The organism is Dactylosporangium sp. CA-139066, assembly GCF_050936175.1.
Taxonomy (GTDB): domain Bacteria; phylum Actinomycetota; class Actinomycetes; order Mycobacteriales; family Micromonosporaceae; genus Dactylosporangium.
In genome coordinates, this window is the sequence record NZ_JBNJNH010000002.1 from 1,914,753 (window position 1) to 1,933,735 (window position 18,983).

Annotated in this window: 18 protein-coding genes, 1 tRNA gene and 1 pseudogene; 10 read left to right on the forward strand and 10 right to left on the reverse strand. The window is 73.5% G+C overall.

All coding sequences use genetic code 11. The features are described from left to right. Positions 1-104 precede the first annotated feature (104 nt). Complete coding sequence (locus ACQEVU_RS53540) at positions 105-347, reverse strand: hypothetical protein (RefSeq protein ID WP_433338662.1); 243 nt, start codon at positions 345-347, stop codon at positions 105-107. Between the two features lie 94 nt (positions 348-441). Between ACQEVU_RS53540 and ACQEVU_RS53545 the strand changes: the two genes are divergently transcribed. The 3 genes and pseudogenes from ACQEVU_RS53545 to ACQEVU_RS53555 all read left to right on the forward strand — a co-directional run. After that, a complete protein-coding gene (locus tag ACQEVU_RS53545; RefSeq protein WP_433338664.1) occupies positions 442-1,518 on the forward strand; it encodes a dipeptidase in 1,077 nt (358 codons plus the stop codon). 468 nt (positions 1,519-1,986) lie between these two features. Further along, on the forward strand, positions 1,987-2,190 hold the full coding sequence (locus ACQEVU_RS53550) for a hypothetical protein (protein WP_433339793.1): 204 nt from the start codon (positions 1,987-1,989) through the stop codon (positions 2,188-2,190). Between the two features lie 3 nt (positions 2,191-2,193). Then, positions 2,194-2,559: pseudogene (locus tag ACQEVU_RS53555) on the forward strand (IS5/IS1182 family transposase); the annotation flags it as partial. Between the two features lie 12 nt (positions 2,560-2,571). Here ACQEVU_RS53555 and ACQEVU_RS53560 read toward each other — a convergent pair. Next, positions 2,572-4,875: a S8 family serine peptidase gene (locus tag ACQEVU_RS53560; protein ID WP_433338666.1), complete on the reverse strand. Its 2,304-nt coding sequence runs from the start codon at positions 4,873-4,875 to the stop codon at positions 2,572-2,574. A gap of 62 nt (positions 4,876-4,937) precedes the next feature. On the opposite strand from ACQEVU_RS53560, the gene ACQEVU_RS53565 reads away from it, so the two are divergent. After that, on the forward strand, positions 4,938-6,509 hold the full coding sequence (locus ACQEVU_RS53565) for a phytoene desaturase family protein (RefSeq protein WP_433338668.1): 1,572 nt from the start codon (positions 4,938-4,940) through the stop codon (positions 6,507-6,509). On the opposite strand, the gene ACQEVU_RS53570 is transcribed toward ACQEVU_RS53565, so the two are convergent. After that, entirely contained in the window at positions 6,510-6,947 is a 438-nt protein-coding gene (locus ACQEVU_RS53570; protein ID WP_433338670.1) for an SRPBCC family protein, read from the reverse strand. Between ACQEVU_RS53570 and ACQEVU_RS53575 the strand changes: the two genes are divergently transcribed. Together ACQEVU_RS53575 and ACQEVU_RS53580 are read left to right on the forward strand one after the other, a co-directional pair. Then, the gene (locus ACQEVU_RS53575; protein WP_433338672.1) at positions 6,928-8,859 is read left to right on the forward strand and encodes a glycerol-3-phosphate dehydrogenase/oxidase; all 1,932 of its coding nucleotides are present in this window, start codon (positions 6,928-6,930) and stop codon (positions 8,857-8,859) included. The two genes, ACQEVU_RS53570 and ACQEVU_RS53575, sit on opposite strands and share 20 nt — an antisense overlap. 20 nt (positions 8,860-8,879) lie before the next feature. Further along, on the forward strand, positions 8,880-9,521 hold the full coding sequence (locus tag ACQEVU_RS53580) for a UdgX family uracil-DNA binding protein (RefSeq protein WP_433338674.1): 642 nt from the start codon (positions 8,880-8,882) through the stop codon (positions 9,519-9,521). Here ACQEVU_RS53580 and ACQEVU_RS53585 read toward each other — a convergent pair. Further along, a complete protein-coding gene (locus tag ACQEVU_RS53585; RefSeq protein ID WP_433338676.1) occupies positions 9,518-10,921 on the reverse strand; it encodes an FAD-binding oxidoreductase in 1,404 nt (467 codons plus the stop codon). The genes ACQEVU_RS53580 and ACQEVU_RS53585 overlap by 4 nt on opposite strands. Before the next feature lie 19 nt (positions 10,922-10,940). Here ACQEVU_RS53585 and ACQEVU_RS53590 point away from each other — a divergent pair, with 19 nt between their 5' ends. From ACQEVU_RS53590 to bfr, 3 genes are read left to right on the forward strand one after another with little or no spacing between them, the layout of a single operon-like run. Continuing rightward, positions 10,941-11,252 carry a DUF4031 domain-containing protein gene (locus ACQEVU_RS53590; RefSeq protein ID WP_433338678.1) on the forward strand — a complete coding sequence of 104 codons (312 nt, stop codon included), beginning with the start codon at positions 10,941-10,943 and terminating at the stop codon, positions 11,250-11,252. Between the two features lie 40 nt (positions 11,253-11,292). After that, complete coding sequence (locus ACQEVU_RS53595; protein ID WP_433338680.1) at positions 11,293-11,478, forward strand: (2Fe-2S)-binding protein; 186 nt, start codon at positions 11,293-11,295, stop codon at positions 11,476-11,478. A gap of 30 nt (positions 11,479-11,508) precedes the next feature. Beyond that, entirely contained in the window at positions 11,509-11,988 is a 480-nt protein-coding gene (gene bfr, locus ACQEVU_RS53600) for a bacterioferritin (RefSeq protein ID WP_433338682.1), read from the forward strand. Here bfr and ACQEVU_RS53605 read toward each other — a convergent pair. The 6 genes from ACQEVU_RS53605 to ACQEVU_RS53630 form a co-directional block, all read right to left on the reverse strand. Further along, positions 11,966-12,571: an HD domain-containing protein gene (locus tag ACQEVU_RS53605; protein WP_433338684.1), complete on the reverse strand. Its 606-nt coding sequence runs from the start codon at positions 12,569-12,571 to the stop codon at positions 11,966-11,968. The two genes, bfr and ACQEVU_RS53605, sit on opposite strands and share 23 nt — an antisense overlap. A 1-nt stretch (position 12,572) precedes the next feature. Continuing rightward, on the reverse strand, positions 12,573-15,710 hold the full coding sequence (locus ACQEVU_RS53610) for a diguanylate cyclase (RefSeq protein ID WP_433338686.1): 3,138 nt from the start codon (positions 15,708-15,710) through the stop codon (positions 12,573-12,575). A gap of 134 nt (positions 15,711-15,844) precedes the next feature. Further along, on the reverse strand, positions 15,845-16,147 hold the full coding sequence (locus ACQEVU_RS53615) for a hypothetical protein (RefSeq protein WP_433338688.1): 303 nt from the start codon (positions 16,145-16,147) through the stop codon (positions 15,845-15,847). A gap of 92 nt (positions 16,148-16,239) precedes the next feature. Then, positions 16,240-16,313 (reverse strand) — tRNA-Pro (locus tag ACQEVU_RS53620). A gap of 84 nt (positions 16,314-16,397) precedes the next feature. Further along, the gene (locus tag ACQEVU_RS53625) at positions 16,398-17,564 is read right to left on the reverse strand and encodes an alpha/beta hydrolase family protein (RefSeq protein WP_433338690.1); all 1,167 of its coding nucleotides are present in this window, start codon (positions 17,562-17,564) and stop codon (positions 16,398-16,400) included. Further along, complete coding sequence (locus ACQEVU_RS53630) at positions 17,561-18,454, reverse strand: metallophosphoesterase (protein WP_433338692.1); 894 nt, start codon at positions 18,452-18,454, stop codon at positions 17,561-17,563. The genes ACQEVU_RS53625 and ACQEVU_RS53630 overlap by 4 nt, the downstream gene beginning before the upstream one ends. A 58-nt stretch (positions 18,455-18,512) precedes the next feature. On the opposite strand from ACQEVU_RS53630, the gene ACQEVU_RS53635 reads away from it, so the two are divergent. Beyond that, a complete protein-coding gene (locus ACQEVU_RS53635; RefSeq protein ID WP_433338694.1) occupies positions 18,513-18,971 on the forward strand; it encodes a GatB/YqeY domain-containing protein in 459 nt (152 codons plus the stop codon). Positions 18,972-18,983 lie beyond the last annotated feature (12 nt).

An 18,983-nucleotide genomic window follows, 5' to 3' on the forward strand; every position in this document is an offset into this window, starting at 1 on the left:
GACAGGTCGTGGGTTCGCCACGAGCCTGCCCCGCACACGTGCCGCCGGCGCCTGTGATCCCCCGTCTGCCACGGGCGCCGACGTCGTACCGGATGCCGGTCCTGTTACATCTCCGGCTGGTTGGACCTCTTCTGCCGCAGCGAGGTCTGCTGGTCCTGCTGCGCCTTGGTCCTGGCCCGCATCGTGGCCGTGTTGGCGTTCGTCGACTCGCCCGAGATCATCGAGTCGGGCGTGATCGTGATGTCGTCGGAAAGGTCCTGGTCCAGATACCCGAGGTCGTCCTCGCTGCGGTGCATGCCGCGGCTGCCCTGGCTGTCGAAGCTGTCGTTCTTCTTTGACTTGCCCATGGGTCCCCCCTCATGTCGGCCAGCTTCACCATATGAGGGCGCTTCGCATGTAGGGGGCAAAACGCACATTTTGGAGACCGTATGGTCTTGGTCCATGGACGTGTTCGACGGGCACAACGACCTGCCTTGGCGCCTGAGGATCCGCTACCCGTCCGGGTCGTTCGCGGACCTCGCCCAGGACCTCGGCGGCACCGGCCTGCACACCGACCTCCCTCGCCTCGAGCGGGGCGGGGTCGGCGCCCAGTTCTGGAGCGTGTACGTCCCGAACGACCGCCCCGAGCCCCAGGCCGCGATCCAGGTGGTCGAGCAGGTGGAGCTGGTCCGCCGGATCGTCGCGCGCTACCCGGACCGCCTGGCCATCGCCACCAACGCCGCCGAGGTGGAGCAGGCCCGCGCGACCGGCCGCATCGCCTCACTGCTCGGCGCCGAGGGCGGCCACTGCCTCGACAACTCGCTGGTGGTCCTGGGATCGCTGTACAAGCTCGGGATCCGGTACCTCACGCTGACCCACTCCCGCAACACCGCCTGGGCCGACAGCGCCACCGACACCCCCGCGGTCGGCGGCCTGTCGGACTTCGGCCGCGAGGTGGTGCGCGAGCTCAACCGCCTGGGCATGCTGGCCGACCTGTCCCACGTGGCCGACTCGACCATGCACGCGGTCCTGGACGTCTCGACGGCGCCCGCGTTCTTCTCCCACTCGAGCGCCCGGGCCCTGTGCGGCCACCCGCGCAATGTCCCCGACGACGTACTGCAACGCGTCCGCGAAACCAACGGCGTGGTGATGGTGACGTTCGTGCCGTTCTTCCTGACGGAGGAGTGTCGGTCCTGGGGCGACGAGCTCTACCGGGTGGAGGACGCGATAGCGCTGCCGTGGGACAGCCCGGAGTTCCTGGATCACCGCCAGCGCTGGATCGACGCCAACCCGTGCCCGCCCACAACGGCCGCCGACGTGGCAGACCACATCGACCACGTGCGCGAGGTGGCCGGCGTGGACGCCGTCGGCCTGGGCGGCGACTTCGACGGCACGGAGGTGGTCCCCGGCGACCTCCCGGACGTCTCCGCTTATCCGGCTCTGTTCGCGGAGCTGTCGAGCCGCGGCTGGACCGACGCGGACCTGCGCAAACTGGCGTGGGACAACGCGATGCGCGTACTGCGCGTAACGTGTGGCTGACCGCACCGGGGCGATGACCCTGCGTGATATCGCAAGATCCAGTTTTTGGGCGTCGGGTAAGCTGAAGGAGCCAAGAAACCGGAACGCGCCGCGGCATCGGCGTTACGCGTTGGGTCTCGCTTGGACGTCGCAGAGCGGCCGACCACGAGACAGCCCGGACCACGGCAAGCCACGTCGGACGCGCACGCGCGCGGTGGGGGCGACGGTCCCCGCCACGCCGGGCCGCCAGCCGCCGCTCGGCGGCGGCGGCCGCGGTGCGCACGGGCCGCTCGCCGCGCGCAGCGGAGGCGCAAGCCCTAAGCCGCGCCCGGGACAAGCAGGCACAGAGGCAACGGCGGGGAGCCGGGACGAAGCAGCAACAGGCGGGAGGATACGAGAGTCCGACAATTGGTGGGTCACGCCGAACGGGTCCGTCGATCATCAGAGTTCTCGGCGCTCGGTGACCGACAGGATGACCCCCCGTTCGGGGTGACTTCGACCCCGGCCCATCCGCTGCGCTGCCACCGCCGCCGCATCCCGGGCCGGGTCGTGTTCGAGCGCCTCGTTGCCGCCCTGGTCCACAGTGCCGGGTACGAACGCGTCGCCAGCCCCGGCTGTTCCGACGCCACGATCCGCCGCCGGCTGAAGGCCCGGGCCGCGATCGGCCTCGCGCACCGGGGCCACGCCCCATGATTCGGGCTGCAGCTGACCGACGTGGCCGTCGACGGCTGCATCACCACAGCGGCCAGCGGCGGCGCCCACGTCGGCCGGTCCCCGGTCGACCGCGGCAGAGGCGGCCGGAAACGCTCCGTGGCCACTGACGGCGGCGGGGCACCCCTCGAAACCGTTGCCGCCGGCGCGAACCGACACGAACGCGGCTGGCACGGCCGCATCGCCCGCACCGGCACCACGGAAAACTCCGCCGGCGCACCGACCGCCACCCAGCGCGATCGCCCACTACCACTACCTCGCCGCCGCCATCGTCACCCCGCGATCCCTCATCCACCACGCCCGCAGCCGCTACCGATGGGCACCAGACCAACCACCCGACGCCTCAAGTAGCGGGGCGGCGAGTCAGGAAGGCTTCAGGGCGACCGCGGCCTGCACCGCCGCCAGCGCGTCGACCAGGCCGGCGCCCGTGATGTCGGCCGGGGTGGCGCAGGCCTTGCCGGTGGGCTCCGCGGGGTGCGCCGTGGAGGCGAGGATCGAGCGGGTGCGCGGGATGTCGCCGATCAGGGCCGGGTTGGCGGACCACATCAGGGCGACCACGCCGGCCACGTGCGGGGTGGCCATCGATGTGCCGCTGAGCTCGCCGTAGCCGCCGCCGGGGAGGGCCGACAGCACGTCGACGCCGGGGGCCAGCACGTCGGGCTTGGTTGAGCCGTCGGGGGCCGGGCCGCGGCTGGAGAACGCCGCGACGCGGCGGGTGCGGTCGACGGCGCCGACGGTGAGGGTGTTGGCGTAGTTGGCCGGGGGGTCGGTGATGGACTCGCAGCGCGGGCCCGTGTTGCCGGCGGCGGCGACGAAGAAGATGCCGGCGGCGGTGAAGGCGTCGATGGCGGGGCGCATCGAGTAGGTGTCGCAGCCCTCCACCTCCGGGCAGCCCCACGAGTTGGTGAGGACCTGCGGGGCGCGGGCCGGGTGGCCGGCGTGCCACGGGTCGGTGCCGGGGTCGTAGGGGGCCAGCATGAACTGCAGGCACGTCAGGTAGTTGGCCATGCTGCCCAGGTTGCGCGGGAGGTTTTCGCAGGCCATCCACTGGGCGCCGGGGGCCACGCCGACCGACTTGCCGACCGCGGTGGCCATCGTGTGGGTGCCGTGGCCGTTGCCGTCCGTGGGGGTGCGGGCGACGCCATACGGGTCGAGCCAGGAGTCGGGGCCGCCGCGGAAGTTGTCGCGCAGCGCCGGGTGGGTGCCGTCGACGCCCGAGTCCGAGCTGCCGACGACGATGCCCTGGCCCGTGGAGTAGCGCTGCCAGACATGGTCGGCGCCGATCAGGGTGAGGTTCCACGGGGTTTCCGCCGGGGCGGGCTCCGTGCCGTGCATGGGCTCGGCCGCGGCCGGCAGGGGGCGCAGGTGCGGGTTGAGCAGGACGTGGGCGACGTCCGAGCGGCTCGCCAGCCACTGGCGGGCGAGCGGGCCGGCGTCCACCTCGATGCCGTTGACCAGGTAGAACGGGGTGTAGGACACGTGCCGCGAGCGCAGTGCGGCGCGCAGCGGGGCCTGGGTGCGCTCGGCCGTGGACACCAGGCGCTCGTAGGTCTGGCGGATGCGCTCCGTGCGGTCGGTGATCGACGGGAGGCCCGACAGGTCGGCCTGCTCGCGCATTACCACGAACAGGCGCTCGCCCTCCAGGCCGGGCTGGCCGAGCGTCACGTACACCAGGGCGCCGGCCGCGGCGATCACCGCGGTCAGCGTCCCGGCCAGCCACGCGTGCCACCGGATGCGGCGGAAGGCGACCATCACGACGATCGCGGCCACGATCGCGAGCACCCACGCCGCCGCGGCGGCGACCGCGCCCCAGAACAGGCCGTCGCGCAGGCCCAGGATCAGGGACGTCTCGTCGGGGTCGACCAGGCCGAGCGGGCCGAACAGCACCGGGGTGAGCAGGGCGACCGCCGACGGGCGGCCCAGGCGGCGCAGCGCGGCGAACGTGAACGCGACCGGCGGGACGCTCAGCAGGGCCAGTAGGTGCACTGCCGGCTCGCCGACGCCCGCGACCAGCGGGGTCAGGAAGACGCCGGACATCAGGCCGCCGAGCGCCACCCGGCCCCACGCGTGGCCGCCGGTGCCGACCCGGGCCGTCAGGGCGAGCAGCGGGCGGGTCGCGAGCCAGCTCACGGCTAGCGCGGCCACCAGCGCGAGGACGCTCTCGACGGCGCCGCCGAGGGCGCCGGTCCACAGCCACGGGATCAGGAGCAGCAGGCCCACGGCGAGGGAGAGCCAGGTCAGCCAGCGGTGCGGCTCGATGGGGCGCTCCAGGGGGCCCGTCACCGTCATGTGCACCGCGGCGACGATCGCGGCGACCGCGGCCAGCACGGCCAGATACAGCTCGTGGTAGGTCGGCGGGATCAGCCGGACGCAGCCGAGCACCGTGCCGAACACGCAGCCCAGCAGCCACTGCCAGCCCGCCGTGCGGGCGAAGGGCACCGGCGACAGCTGGGCCAGCAGCAGCGCCGGCAGGCCGGCCACGAGCAGGGCCAGCAGCGGGGCGAGCGGCCAGATCACCCGCGGCATCGACAGGCCCTCGATCACCAGCGAGTCGCCGATCAGCCAGACCACGGCCTCCGGCGCGACGACAACGGCCACTGTCCAGAACCCGAGCAGGATGGTCAGCGCGAGCGACCAGCCCCAGGCTCGCCGCGAGGGCATCACCATGGTCGGGACTTTACGCGGCGGGTATGACAACTCGCGTCGGCGAGAGAAGGAGACTCAGGGGCATGACGGAGACGGTCGACGCGGTCGTCGTCGGGGCCGGGCACAACGGCCTGGTGGCGGCCAACATGCTCGCCGACGCGGGGTGGGACGTGGCGGTGCTGGAGGCCACCGGGCACCTCGGCGGCGCGGTCCGGTCGGCGGAGCTGGCCGCGCCCGGGTACCTCAGCGACCTGTGCAGCGCCTTCTACCCGCTCGCCGCCGCCTCGCCGCCGCTGCTGGCCCTCGGCCTGGAGGAGCACGGGCTGCGCTGGACCCACGCGCCCGACGTCGTCGCGCACCTGTTCCCGGACGGGCGGGCCGCGGTCATCAGCCGCGAGCTCGATCTCACCGCCGAGTCCCTCGAGCGCTTCGCCGCCGGGGACGGCAAGGCCTGGCGGCAGTGGTACGCCGAGTGGCGCCGCCTCGCCCCCGACCTCCTCGACGCCCTGCTCACCCCGTTCCCGCCGGTCCGCGCCGGTGCCCGCCTCGCCGGCCGGGCCGGGCTCGGCGGCACGCTGCGGCTGGGCCGGCGCTTCCTAGTTCCGGCGCGGGCGCTGGGGGAGGAGCTGTTCGCCGGCGACGGCGCCCGCATGCTGATCACCGGCCTGGCGCTGCACACCGACCTCGCGCCCGACGACGCGGCCGGCGGCGGGTTCGGCTGGCTGCTGGCGATGCTCGCCCAGCAGTACGGCTTCCCGGTCCCCGTCGGCGGCGCGCAGCAGCTCACCGAGGCCCTGGTCCGCCGCTTCCGAGGGGTCGTGCACACCAGGACGCCGGTCGAGCGGATCGTCGTCGGCGGCGGCCGGGCGCTCGGGGTGCGCTGCGCCGACGGGCGGCTCTTCCGGGCCCGCCGGGCGGTGCTGGCGGACGTGCCGGCGCTCCCGCTGTACCGGGACATGATCGATCCCCGGCATCTGCCCGGGCGGCTGCTCGCGGACCTCGCCGGCTTCCGCTGGGACAACGCAACGCTCAAGATCGACTGGGCGCTGTCGGGGCCGGTGCCGTGGATCTCGCCCGACGTCGCGGGGGCGGGCACGGTCCACCTCGGTGCCGATCCGCTGCACTACGCCGCGGACCTGAGCCGGGGCCGGCTGCCGGAGGAGCCGTTCCTGCTGGTCGGGCAGATGAGCACGGCCGACCCGACCCGGTCGCCGGCCGGGACCGAGTCGCTGTGGGCGTACACCCACATCCCCCGCAACATGACCGCGGAGCAGGTGGCGGCGCAGGTGGACCGGGTGACCGCCACGCTGCGCCGGCACGCGCCGGGCTTCGACGACCTGGTCGTCGGGCGGCGCGTGTCCGGCCCCGCCGAGCTGCAGGCGAAGAACCCGTCGCTGGTCGAGGGCGCGATCAACGGCGGCACCGCGGGCGCGTACCAGCAGCTCATCTGGCGGCCGATACCCGGGCTCGGGCGCGCCGACACGCCGATCGACCGGCTGTACCTGGCCGGCTCCAGCGCCCACCCGGGCGGCGGCGTGCACGGCGCGGCCGGCGCGAACGCGGCCCGAGCGGCGCTGGCCCGGCAGCGCCCCGTGCTCGGCGACGCCTACCGGGCGGCCGTCGCCGCCGCGATGCGCGGCATCTACGCCGGCTGATCAGCGACCGTGCTCGGCGAGATCGGCGAGGCGCTGCAGTACCTTCGCGTTGCGGAAGTGCAGGAACGCGTCGCCGACCCTGTTGCGCACACCCAGCAGCGGCCCCTCGGTGAACTGCTCCTGCATGGTCACCCGGGTCGCCTCCTGGTCGAGCGGGTCGAGCGTGAACTTCGCCTGCCCCGCCCCCAGCGGCCACACGTGCACCTTCAGCATCAGCATCCGGTTGGGCTCGCAGGCCAGCGACTCGCTGCGGTCGCGGACGGAGACCGGCCACGGGCCCGCCCTGTGGTGCACCCGCGCGCCGGGCGCGGGCCAGGCGGCGTCGACGTTGCGGACGTGGGTCGCCCCGACCACCCAGTCGGCGTAGGACCAGCCGTCGGACAGCACGGAGTACACCCGCTCGACCGGCGCGCGCACGATGCGTTCGGTGATGGACACGATGCTGGGATTCCCCCGGCTGGGCATCTCACACCACCCGCGTGACGGGCGAGGCTACGGTGTAGTGGTGCGCCGTGAACCCTCACTCTCGCGCTTCGAGGCGTCCCGCCTGTCGCCCGGCCGCCGCGCCGGCGACGTGGCCCGGCTGCGCCGCGAGCGGTTCGACGTCCTGGTCATCGGCGGTGGCGTCACCGGCGCGGGGGCCGCGCTCGACGCGGCTTCCCGCGGCCTGTCGGTCGCCCTCATCGAGGCGCGCGACCTGGCCTCGGGCACGTCCAGCCGCTCCTCGAAGCTGATCCACGGCGGGCTGCGCTACCTGGAGCAGCTCGAGTTCGGCCTGGTCACGGAGGCGCTGCAGGAGCGCGGGCTGCTCGCCACGCGGCTCGCGCCGCACCTGGTCCGCCCGGTGCCGATCCTGGTGCCGCTGCCGGCCCACCGCGGCCTGACCGGGCTCGGCCAGCGCGTCTGGCAGCGGGCGTACTACGGCGCCGGCGTCGGCCTCTACGACGTGTTCGCGGCCAGCGCCCGCCTGCGCCGCTCCTCCCCGCGCGGCATGCCGCTGCACCGGCACCTGTCGCGCACGGAGACCCACCGCCGCTTCCCGTCGCTGCGCGAGGACGCGATCGCCGGCGCCATCCAGTACTTCGACGGCCAGGTCGACGACGCCCGCCTCGTCGCCACCCTCGCGCGCACCGCGGCCAGCCTCGGCGCGGCCGTCGTGCCCAGCGCGCGGGCGGTCGGCCTGCTGCGCGACGCCCGCGAGGTCACCGGCGTGCGGGTGCGCGACCTGGAGGGCCGCGAGGAGTTCGAGGTCCACGCCCGCACCGTCGTGGCCGCCACCGGCGTGTGGATGGACGACATCGCCGGCATGCTGTCCGCCGCGGGGCCGCGCGAGTCGTCCGGGCTGCAGGTCCGCGCCAGCAAGGGCGTCCATCTGGTGGTACCGCGCTCCGCCATCACCGGCGAGGCCGGCCTGATCCTTCGCACCCCGACGTCCGTCCTCTTCGTCATCCCGTGGGGCGGCCACTGGATCATCGGCACCACCGACACCGACTGGAACCTCGACCGCGGCCACCCGGCGGCGTCCGCCACCGATATCTCCTACCTGCTGGGTCAGGTCAACGCGGTCCTCGACCGCCCGCTGGGCACCGAGGACATCGAGGGCGTCTACGCCGGCCTGCGCCCGCTGCTGTCCCGCGAGGCGCGCCACCGCCAGCCGCACAGCCGCGACGAGCAGACCTCGGCGCTGTCGCGCACCCACGCGGTCGTCGAGCCGATGCTCGGCCTGATGCTCATCGCCGGCGGGAAGTACACGACGTACCGCGTGATGGCGGCCGACGTCATCGACCGGGTCGCGCACCGCCTCGGGGGCCTGCGCCGCCACGGCGGCCTGGTCCCGGCCTCGCGCACCGCCGACCTGCCGCTCCTCGGCGCCGACGGCTACCATCCACTGTGGACGAACCGGGCGGATCTGGCCCGCCGGCACGGCATTGCCGTCGGCGTGCTCGAGCACCTGCTGGAGCGCTACGGCTCGCTCGCCTTCGAGGTCCTGGCCCTCGACCCGCAGCTGCGCCGCCCGGTCGAGGGCGCGCCGGAGTACCTCGCCGCCGAGGTCGCCTACGCCGCGCTGGCCGAGGGGGCCCTGCACCTGGAGGACGTGCTGACCCGGCGGACCCGGATCTCGTTCGAGACCGACCACCGCGGCGCCGCGTCGGCCGCCGACGCCTCGAAGGTCATGGGCGACGTGCTCGGCTGGGACTCCGCGACGCGGGCCCGCGAGGTCGACCACTACCTGGCCCGCGTGGCCGCCGAGCAGGAGTCGCAGCGCATGCTCGACGACCTGACCGCGGACGCCGCGCGCCTGGGCGCCCCGGACGTGCGCGGCTTCCAGGTCGACCGGGCGAGCGTCTGAACACTGGGTATAGGTCGGGTATGACCGCTGAAGCGTTCGTACCCGAAGGAGCCGCCCTCGACGAACTGCGGAGGGCCGTGCAGGACTGCCGGGGCTGCCCGCTGTACGAGGACACCACCCAGGCCGTGTTCGGTGAGGGGCCCGGCGACGCCCGCATCCTGGTCGTGGGCGAGCAGCCCGGCGACATCGAGGACCGGCGCGGCCATCCGTTCGTCGGGCCGGCCGGCAGGGTCCTGGATCGCGCCCTGGGCGCGGCGGGGCTGGACCGCTCGGCCGTGTACGTCACCAACGCCGTCAAGCACTTCAAGCACCGCCCGGCCGCCCCGGGCAAGCGCCGTATCCATCAGACGCCGGACCGCACCGAGATCGTCGCCTGCCGGCCGTGGCTGGTCGCGGAGTTCGCCCGCATCCGGCCGCACCGGGTCGTGGCCCTCGGCGCCACGGCCGCGAAGGCGCTGCTCGGGCCGGCGTTCCGGGTGACCCGCGACCACGGCGTGCCGCTGCCGTGGCCGGCGAGCGCCGAGAATCCGGCCGACTTCCCGTCCGCCGAGGACGCGGTGCTCGTCGCCACGATCCATCCGTCCGCGGTACTGCGGGCCGACGACCGCGACGCCGTGTTCGACGGGCTCGTGGCCGATCTGCGCGCCGTCCCGAAGGTCTAGAAGATCTTGCCCGGGTTGAGGATGTTGTCGGGGTCCAGGGCGGCCTTGATCGAGCGGTGCGCCTTGAGCCCGGTGGGGCCGATCTCCCGGGCCAGCCAGTCGCGCTTGAGCAGGCCGACGCCGTGCTCGCCGGTCGAGGTGCCGCCGAGCGACAGGCCCAGCGACATGATGGCGTCGAAGACCTTCTGGCCCTGCGAGAGGCTCACCGGGTCCGAGCGGTCGATCACGATGATCGGGTGGAGGTTGCCGTCGCCGGCGTGGCCGACCGTGGCCACGACCACGCCGTGCTCGGTCGCGATCCGCTCGATGCCCTCGATCAGCTCCACCAGCCGGGTCCGGGGCACGGCCACGTCGTCGACCATGATGCCGCCGCCGAGCGGGAAGAGGTGCGCGGCGAAGTGCTCGAGCGCGGGATGGGCCAGGCGGCGGGCGGCCAGCAGGGCGTCGGCCTCGGCGGCGTCCGACGCCACGTAGACGTCGGTGGCCTGGGCCGTGCGGCACATCGCCTCGATGCGGGCCAGGTCCTCGGGGGCCCGGCGGCCGGAGTCGACCGAGACGATGATCAGGGCGGCGGCCGTCGTGGGCAGGTCCATCGGGCGGTACGCCTCGATCGCGCTCAGCGCCACCCGGTCGATGACCTCCAGCATGCTCGGCTGCATCCCGGAGCCGATGATCGCGGCGACGGCGGCGCCGGCCGCGGGGAACGTGTCGAAGACGGCCACCAGCGTCAGGGCCGGCTCCGGCGCGGGGCGCAGCCGCACGGTGACCTCGGTGATCACGCCCAGGGTGCCCTCGGAGCCGACGAAGAGGCTGGTCAGGTCGTAGCCGGCGACGCCCTTCGCGGTGCGCCGGCCGCAGGTGAGGATCTCGCCGCTGGCCAGCACCACCTCGAGGCCGAGCACGTGGTCGCTCGTCACGCCGTACTTGACGCAGCACATGCCGCCGGCGTCCGTGGAGACGTTGCCGCCGATCGTGGACTGCTCCCACGAGCCCGGGTCCGGCGGGTAGTACAGCCCGCGCTCGGCCACGGCGCGGCGCAGCTGGGCGTTGACGACGCCGGGCTGGACGACCGCGATGCGGTTCTCCACGTCGATGTCGATGATCTCGTTCATGGCGATCAGCGAGAGCACGATCGCGCCCTCGATGGCGTTGGCGCCGCCGGCCAGGCCGGAGCGCGCGCCCTGCGGGATGACGGGCACCTTGTACCGGCCGGCCGCGCGCAGCACCGCGGACACCTGGCCCGTCGTGCGCGGGCGCACGACGATCGCCGGTGTGCCGTACGGCACCAGGTCCGCCTCGTCGTGCTCGTACGAGCGCAGGAGGTCCGGATCCGTCAGCACGCCACCCTCGTGAGGCAGCGCGGCCCGCAGGTCCTCGACCAGAACCATGTTGAGATCCATACCTGGCACGCTAGTGCTTGTGCTCTACATCGACACAGCCCGGTGGCCCGCGCACGGCCGGCTCTGGGCACATCTCATCAGCGACGTGTCCGCGGCCGAGCTGCACGCGTTCGCCGAGCTGATCGGGGCGCCGCGCCGGGCGTTCGAGCGCGACCACTACGACGTCTCGACCGAACGGGCGCAGATCGCCGTCTGGCTGGGTGCCCGGCTCGTCCCGTCGCGGGAGATCGTCGAGCGCCTGGTTGGCGCCGGGCTGCGCCGTCCACGGCATTTGTCCGCTTCGAGCGGCCAGAAAAAGGCTGGTCAGGGGTTGTCTCACGGGAGAAATTAGGTAACCCTTGCTTAGGTTAGGCTAAGCGAGGAGTGCGGCCGTGTATGTCTGCATCTGTCACCGCGTCCGCGAGTGCGAGATCCGCCGGGTGATCCAGTCCGGTGCGCACACCGAGGACGCCGTCGGCGACGAGTGCGGCGCCGGAACCGGATGCGGCACGTGCCTGGACCGCATCGCCGATCTGATCGAGACCGAAAACCGCGGTGCTGTGCCCGTTTTCGGCTAGAAACAACGTGAAACGGCGTAGCCTGCCAGCATGCAGGGGGATGCACGCGTCATCGAGTTTCTGAACGAACAGCTCACCGCCGAGCTCACGGCGATCAACCAGTACTTCCTTCACGCCAAGATGCAGGAGAACTGGGGATACACGATCCTGGCCAAGCACACCAGGCACGAGTCGATCGACGAGATGAAGCACGCCGAGGTGCTCACCGATCGGATCCTGTTCCTGGAGGCCCTGCCCAACTACCAGCGGCTGTTCCCGCTGCGCATCGGCGAGACGGTGCCGGAGCAGTTCAAGTGCGACATGCAGATCGAGCTGGAGGCGGTGGACCGGCTGCGCCGGGGCATCGAGTACATGCGCTCGATCGGGGATGTGACCTCGGCCAACATCTTCGAGGACATCCTCGCCGACGAGGAGCACCACGTGGACTACCTGGAGACGCAGCTCGGGCTCATCGAGAAGCTGGGCGAGCCGCTCTATCTGCAGAACGTCACGGAGCACCCAGAAGCGTAGCGATCTCCGACTCCAGGTTCACGCGCGCACGGGCGGACCACTCCGCCCGTGCCGGAACGATCCGGTAGAGCTCCGGCAGATCCGCCAGGTTCCGCAGGATCGCGGCGCGTCCGGGCCGGAACACGTCGTCCGGCACCGCCGCATACTCCTCGCGCACCGCCGCGGCGTATCGCTCGTAACGCGGCTGCTCCGACGCGAGAATCGCCAGGTCGGCATCCGCCAGCAGGGATCCGTTGCGGTCACCGGGCTCCACCGCGTGGCCCGCGGTCAGCCGGACCAGGCGCGCCACCTCTTCGGTGCGCGGCGCAGAGAAGCCAAGAGCCGTCAGATGTCGTACGGCAAGAGCCGCGCTGCGCTCCTCATTGTCCCCCGCGAACACCTCGTAGACCGCGTCGTGGAACCACGCCGCCAGGCGCACCGCGTCGGCGTCGTCGGCCAGGCCGGCGTGCGCCTCGATGACGTCCAGCATGAACGCCAGGTGCTCGACGGTGTGGTACCGCCGATGGGGCTCGGACCACCGCGTCAGCAGCTCGCGGCCGACGGCCTCCTCGCCCGGGAAGATCCGCTGCCACGCCTCGATCACGCTACGAGCTTAGGTGACGCACGCTGTCCACGATGTGGTCGAGGCTCACCGCGCGCCCGGCCGCGCGGTCGCGCTGGTGGGCGGCGATGCGCGGCAGCGTGTGCGCGCGCAGGGTCTGCGCGTCCGGCGGGTCGGCCAGCCGGTGCCGGCCGCGCAGGGCGTCCGCGGCCCCGATCAGCCGGGCGGCGTGCGCCGGGTCGTCGCCGGCCAGCATCGCCGCGACCACGTCGAGCGAGATCGCGAGGTCCAGCCGGTCGCCGACCTCGTGCCGGGTCAGCAGCGCCGTCACCAGCAGCCGCAGCGCCTCGACCCGGTCGCCCTCGGCCCGCGCGGCCAGGCCGAGCTGGTGCTGGGCCATCGCCGCGCCGAACGCGTCGCCGATCTGGCGGCTCAGCGTCAGGCTCTCGTCCAGCGCGGCCCGCGCGCCGGCCACGTCGCCGCCGAGCAGCCGCGCCTGGCCGACGCACTCCAGGGCGAGCAGGATGCCGCGGGTGTTGCCGGCCGCCCGTTCCAGCTCGAGGCACTCCCGGGCGTACCCCTCGGCGGCCTCATGATCGCCCCGGCTCAGCGCGACCTTGCTGAGGTTGCCCAGCGACGCCGCGACGCCCTGCGGCACGTCCAGCTCCCGCCACACCGCGAGGCTCTCGCCGAAGTGCGCGGTCGCGGCCGCGTGGTCGCCGCCGCCGATCGCCGCGATGCCCAGCGCGTTGCGGGCGTGGCCGATCGTGGCCCGGTCGCCGGCCGCGGTCGCCCGGCGCAGGCTCTCCTCGCCCAGCGCGTACGCGGCCTCGTGCTCGTCCTGCGTCGCGGCCAGGATGGCCGCCGCGTGCAGCAGCCGGGCGCGGGTGCCGTCGTCGGGGGACTCGGCGGCCGACAGGACGCGGGCCAGCCACTCCCGCCCCTCGCCGATGTGGGCGCCGTTGCGCCAGTACCGCCACAGTCCCAGGCAGATTCGCGTCTTCGTCGGTACCTCGCCGTGGCCGAACGCCGCGCGCACGTTCTGGTAGTCCGCCTCGATCCTGCCCGTCCACTCCACCTGTTCGGGGCCGGTCAGGCCGATGGCGGAGGCCTCGGCGAACGCGGCGTAGAACTCCGCGTGCCGGTCGGCCGGGCCGGCGGCGTCGCCGAGCCGGTTGTGGGCGTAGACGCGGATCGTGGTCAGCAGGTGGTACCGCTCGTCGTCGTCGCGCACCACGAGGTGCTTGTCGACGAGGGCGGACAGCCGCTTCTCCAGCAGGTGCAGGTCCCCGCCGGGCGAGGCCACGGCGAGCGCCGCGGGCGCGGTCCAGCCGCCGGCGAACACCGACAGCTCGGTCATGAGCCGCTGCTCCTCGGCGTCGAGCAGCACGAAGCTCCAGTCGATCGCCCCGCGCAGGGTCTGCTGGCGGGCCGGCAGGTCCCGCGGGCCGGTGCCGCCGAGCGAGTCGAGGTCCCGGTCGAGGTGCTCGGTGAGGTGGTTGAGCAGCTCGTCCGGGGTCCACCGGTCGATGCGGGCCGCGGCCAGCTCGATCGCCAGCGGCAGGCCGTCGAGCCGGCGGCACAGCGCGGCGACCGGCAGCGCGGTGTCGATGGTGATCTCGAAGTCGGCGTCGACGGCGCGCGCCCGCTGCTCGAACAGCGTCACGGCGGGCGAGTCGGAGAGCGTGGGGACCTGGTACACCTGCTCGCCGTACAGCGCCAGGCGCTCCCGGCTCGTGACCAGCGCCCGCACGCCCGGCGCGGCCGCCAGCAGGTCGCTGACCAGCGACGCCCCGTCGTCGACGACCTGCTCGAAGTTGTCCAGCACGAGCAGCTGCTCGGCCTCGGCCAGGTGGTCCAGCACGGTGTCGAACAGGTGCTGGTCGGGCAGCTCGGTCACGTGCAGCGCCCGGGCCAGCGCGGCGGTCACCAGCTCCGCGTCGGTGGTGTCGGCCAGCGGCACGAAGACGGCGCCGTCGGCGAACTCGTCGGCCACCATCCCCGCCGCGGCCAGCGACAGCCGGGTCTTGCCGATGCCGCCGGGGCCGACGAGCGTCACCAGGCGGCCGTCGCGGATCAGGCCGGCCACCCGGGCCGTCTCGCGGTCGCGGCCGACGAGCTTCGTCATCGGTACGGGCAGCCGGCTGCGCCGCCGCTTCGGCGCGGCGGGCTTCACGCCCCAGGTGCCGTCCCCGGTAGCGACCAGCTCGCCGGCCGCGCGCAGGCGCTGCAGCTCGGCCTCGGCGCGGGCGGGCAGGCCGCCGGAGCGCTCGACCAGGCGGTCGATCAGGGTGCGGTCGGGCTCGCCGGCCAGGGCGATGCGCAGCCAGATCTTGAGCGTGGCGGGCGACCAGGGGGCGAGCTCGACCACCGTCTCCGGCAGGGTCGTGCGCCGCGCGCTGTCGTCGCGCAGGTCCGTGGTCGCGTAGACGACGGCGGCGGCGTCGCCGAGGTCGGGGATCGGGTGATTGACGTCGGCCAGGAGTACGACATCCGGCTCCTGGGTTTCTTGTGGCGATATTTCCGTCTTGAAGCCGCGAAGCCGGGCGATCTGGGCGACCTCGCGCAGGAACCTCGTGTGGCCGGCGCCCTTGGGTCCGGCGATGCGCAGGGCGCCGCGCAGGCCGGCGGCGACCCGGGTCAGGAACTCCTGCGTGGTGCTCAGCGCCGCGTCGCGCTCCCACAGCCGCGAGGAGCCGGCGGCCGGGTCGGCCTCGACGTCGTCGCCGACGGCCTGGCCCCGGCCGCGGCGCTTGGCCAGGTAGTTGCGCCGGTCGGCGGCCGCGATGAGGGTCTTGCCGTCGGTACCGTCGGCGGGGCTGCTCGCCACGCCCATGCTGATCGAGAGGTGCAGCGGCGGCGTGCCGTCGAAGGGCCGGGCGCGCACCTCGTCGGTGAGCCGGATCGCCAGGCGCAGCGCCTCGTCGGCCGCCGTTTCGGGCAGCAGCAGCACGAACTCGTCGCCGCCGTAGCGGAACAGCACGTCGTCGGCGCGGATGAGACCCTGGATGCGCTCGGCGAGCTGGCGGAGCAGGACGTCACCGCGCAGGTGCCCGAACGCGTCGTTGACCGTCTTGAAGTGGTCCACGTCGAACAGGAGCAGGCTCGCGCCGGCCACCTCGCGCACGGCGGCGTCGAGGGCGGCACGCGAATGTGCACCGGTGACTGGATCCAGTGTCACCGGTGCCGGGCCGCCCTGCACGTTCATCGCCAGCTTGATCGGCTTTTTCCCGCCGCCGCTGAGATGTTCGGCCGCAAATGGCGCATCGGTGGACAGCGGTCGGACCTTTTCGGCCGCCCGTTCGTCCCTGTGCGTCAGCCCCCGGCGACCACGGCGCGCAGCGCGTCGGCCAGGTCGGGGCGGTCGGTCAGCAGCACCTCGATGCGGGCCCCCCAGGCGGCCCGGTGCGCGTCCCGGATCCGCCCGTCGGCCGGCCCGGCCTCGTCCACCGCGGCCCTGGTCCGCTCCAGTTGCTGCTCCACGGCCTCGGCGCGGGTCACGTCCTGCAGCGCCAGGACGTTGGCCAGCCCGCGCCGCACGACCGGCCAGTGGTCGGTGGATACGGCCCCGACCATCGCCGCCGCGACCGTGCCGGCCAGAGTTGCGTCGTCCAGCATCCCAAGACCGTAACCACCCGCGGTCCCGGAGAACGACTCAGGGCTGGTTCCCTGTTTCCAGGAAACCAGCCCTGAGCTGGTGTTTCACGAAGTCGGGGTAGCCGGATTTGAACCGACGGCCTCTTCGTCCCGAACGAAGCGCGCTACCAAGCTGCGCTATACCCCGAGCGTGCCGAGTAATCGTAGCCCACGCTCGCGCGACCGCAAACTCGGTATCCCGCGTGTCGCTCGGCGGTGGGTTGAGCTGCGGTTATACGGATTTCAGGAACGTGGACAGGTGGTGTTCGTAGGCGGCGGGGTCGCGGTTCCAGCCCCGGCAGTGACCGGCCTCACGAGTTTCGACCAGGGTCACGTACGGGGAGGCGTGGGCGAACTCGATCGTGGGGGCGGGGGCCACCGTGCGGTCGTCGTGGTCGACGTACACCAGCGTCGGCACGTCCAGGGTGGCGGCCACGTGGCGGTAGTCCAGGTCCGAACCGCGCACGCCCAGGCGGTGCTGGATCAGGCGCATGGCCGTCCACGTCCAGACCGGGGGGACGTTGAGCTGGCGGGCGTTCATGCGCAGCGTCTCGTTCCAGTCCACGACCGGGCAGTCGAGGACCAGGGCGCGCAGGAAGCCGCCGTGGTTCCAGCGCTGGAGCAGGTTGAGGATCGCGGCGCCGCCCATCGACCAGCCCATCAGGATGATGTCGCGGGCGCCGGCCGAGCGGGCGTAGTCGATCGCGGCGTGGACGTCGCGCCACTCCGTGTGGCCCAGGTGGAAGCGGTGGTCGGGGGACGGCGGGGCGTCGGCGTCGTTGCGGTACGACACGACCAGCGTGCGGTGGCCCGATGCGGCCAGCGTCGGCAGCGCGCGCAGGGCCTCGCCGCGCGGGGCGCCGCGGCCGTGCACCGCGATGATCCAGGTGTCGTCGGCCGGGCCGCCCGTCGGCGGGACCAGCCAGGCCGGGAGGTCGCCCAGCTCGCCCGGGACGGTGACCTCGTCGAACGGGAGGTCCCGGGCGCTCATCGGGTCGCCCTCGAAGACATAGCCCGAGGTGTACCCCCGCACGCCCGCCACCAGCGTCCCGCGCGTGACCGACTCGACCTCGCGGGTGACCGTCATGCGGTCGAGGGAGATCACGGCGCCGAGGCGGGCGTGGCCGCCGGCCCAGACGAAGGACAGGGGTATGGAGCGGGCCGTGTCGGGGGTCCTCGTGAGGGTGATGCGGCGGCCGGCGTGGGCGCGGACGCGCACGGGGTACACCCGCGTCCCGTTGACGTTGAGGACCTGGCCGGCCAGGAACCAGCCGGCGCCGGCCGTGCCCGTCGGCAGCAGCACCGCCAGGCCCGCGGCGCCGGCCAGGCCCGCGTAGGCGGCCCGGCGCTGCCATTTCCGGACCGCGGCGGCCTGGAGGGGCTGGCTCTCCGCGGTCATCGCGGGATCAGCGTCAGGATCGACGCCTCGGGCGGGCAGGCGAAGCGCACCGGGGCCGTCGGGTGGGTGCCCAGGCCGGCGGAGACGTGCAGGAACGCCTCCGAGTACGGCCAGCGGTGCAGGCCCTTCGCCATGCTCCGGTCGAGGCCGCAGTTGGTGATGAGGGCGCCGTAGAACGGGACGGCCACCTGGCCGCCGTGGGTGTGGCCGGCCAGGAGCAGGTCGAAGCCGTCGTCGGCCATGCGGTCGAGGATGCGCGGCTCGGGGGAGTGGGTGAGGCCCACCCGCAGGTCGACGTCGGCGGAGGCGGGGCCGGCGACGGCGTCGTAGTCGTCGCGGTCGACGTGCGGGTCGTCGACGCCGACGAGCTCGATGGTGCGCCCGCCGGCCTTGAGGGTGGTGCGGGCGTTGTTGAGGTCGGCCCAGCCGGAGCCGGTCAGCAGGTCGCGCAGCTCCTCGGAGGGGAGCGTGGCGCCCTGGACGTAGGGCTTGTGCTTGTTGAAGTACCCGAACGGGTTCTTGAAGACCGGGCCGCGGTAGTCGTTGGAGCCGAAGACGAAGGCGCCGGGGCGGTCCAGCAGCGGGGTGAGCGCGCGGACGACGGCCGGGACGGCGTCGACGTGGGCCATGTTGTCGCCGGTGACGATGACCAGGTCGGGGTCGGTGCCGGCGAGCTCGGCCACCCAGCGCTGCTTGCGGTGCTGGCCCGGCGTCATGTGCAGGTCGCTGATGTGCAGGATCCGCAGCGGCTCCGCGTCGGGGGCGAGCACCGGCACGTCGAAGCGGCGCAGCGTGAACATGTTGCGCTCGACGAGCGAGGCGTAGGCAAGGGTGGCGGCGCCCGCGGCAACGGTACCGGCCGCGAGTCGCAGGATCGTCTTGGAGCGCATGTGCTCAGGGTACCGGCGGTTTTACAACAGAATTTGCGCCGCATCGGGCCGATAGACTTTGTTCATGTTGAAGGCACGCCTGGAGTCCGACCTGCGCGACGCCATGAAGGCTCGCGACGAGCTGGTGACGTCGACCCTGCGGATGGCGCTGACCGCGGTGCGCAACGCCGAGGTCGCCGGGGAGGCGGCCCGCGAGCTCTCCGACGACGAGGTGCTGTCGGTGCTGACCAAGGAGGCCAAGAAGCGGCGCGAGGCCGCCGGCGCCTTCGCCGACGCGGGCCGTGAGGCCCAGGCCGCGAAGGAGCGCGCCGAGGAGGAGGTCCTCGCGGGGTACCTGCCCAAGCAGCTGTCCGACGAGGAGCTGGCCGGCATCGTGCGCGACGCGCTCGCCGCGGCCGGGCTCAGCGGCGCGGCGAGCATGGGCCCGGCGATGAAGGCCGCGCAGGCCGCGGTGGCCGGGCGGGCCGAGGGCGGCCGCGTGGCGGCCCTGGTCCGGGCGCAGCTGGCCGGGGGCTGAGCCTCGCGGCGG

Bases quoted from the DNA above. Each gene is read 5' to 3' on its own strand.
- ACQEVU_RS53565 (WP_433338668.1), top strand. From the start codon at position 4,938: ATGACGGAGACGGTCGACGCGGTCGTCGTCGGGGCCGGGCACAACGGC.
- ACQEVU_RS53575 (WP_433338672.1), top strand. From the start codon at position 6,928: ATGCGTTCGGTGATGGACACGATGCTGGGATTCCCCCGGCTGGGCATC.
- ACQEVU_RS53540 (WP_433338662.1), bottom strand. From the start codon at position 347: ATGGGCAAGTCAAAGAAGAACGACAGCTTCGACAGCCAGGGCAGCCGC.
- ACQEVU_RS53560 (WP_433338666.1), bottom strand. From the start codon at position 4,875: ATGGTGATGCCCTCGCGGCGAGCCTGGGGCTGGTCGCTCGCGCTGACC.
- ACQEVU_RS53625 (WP_433338690.1), bottom strand. From the start codon at position 17,564: ATGACCGCGGAGAGCCAGCCCCTCCAGGCCGCCGCGGTCCGGAAATGG.
- ACQEVU_RS53580 (WP_433338674.1), top strand. From the start codon at position 8,880: ATGACCGCTGAAGCGTTCGTACCCGAAGGAGCCGCCCTCGACGAACTG.
- ACQEVU_RS53630 (WP_433338692.1), bottom strand. From the start codon at position 18,454: ATGCGCTCCAAGACGATCCTGCGACTCGCGGCCGGTACCGTTGCCGCG.
- bfr (WP_433338682.1), top strand. From the start codon at position 11,509: ATGCAGGGGGATGCACGCGTCATCGAGTTTCTGAACGAACAGCTCACC.
- ACQEVU_RS53585 (WP_433338676.1), bottom strand. From the start codon at position 10,921: ATGGATCTCAACATGGTTCTGGTCGAGGACCTGCGGGCCGCGCTGCCT.
- ACQEVU_RS53545 (WP_433338664.1), top strand. From the start codon at position 442: ATGGACGTGTTCGACGGGCACAACGACCTGCCTTGGCGCCTGAGGATC.
- ACQEVU_RS53615 (WP_433338688.1), bottom strand. From the start codon at position 16,147: ATGCTGGACGACGCAACTCTGGCCGGCACGGTCGCGGCGGCGATGGTC.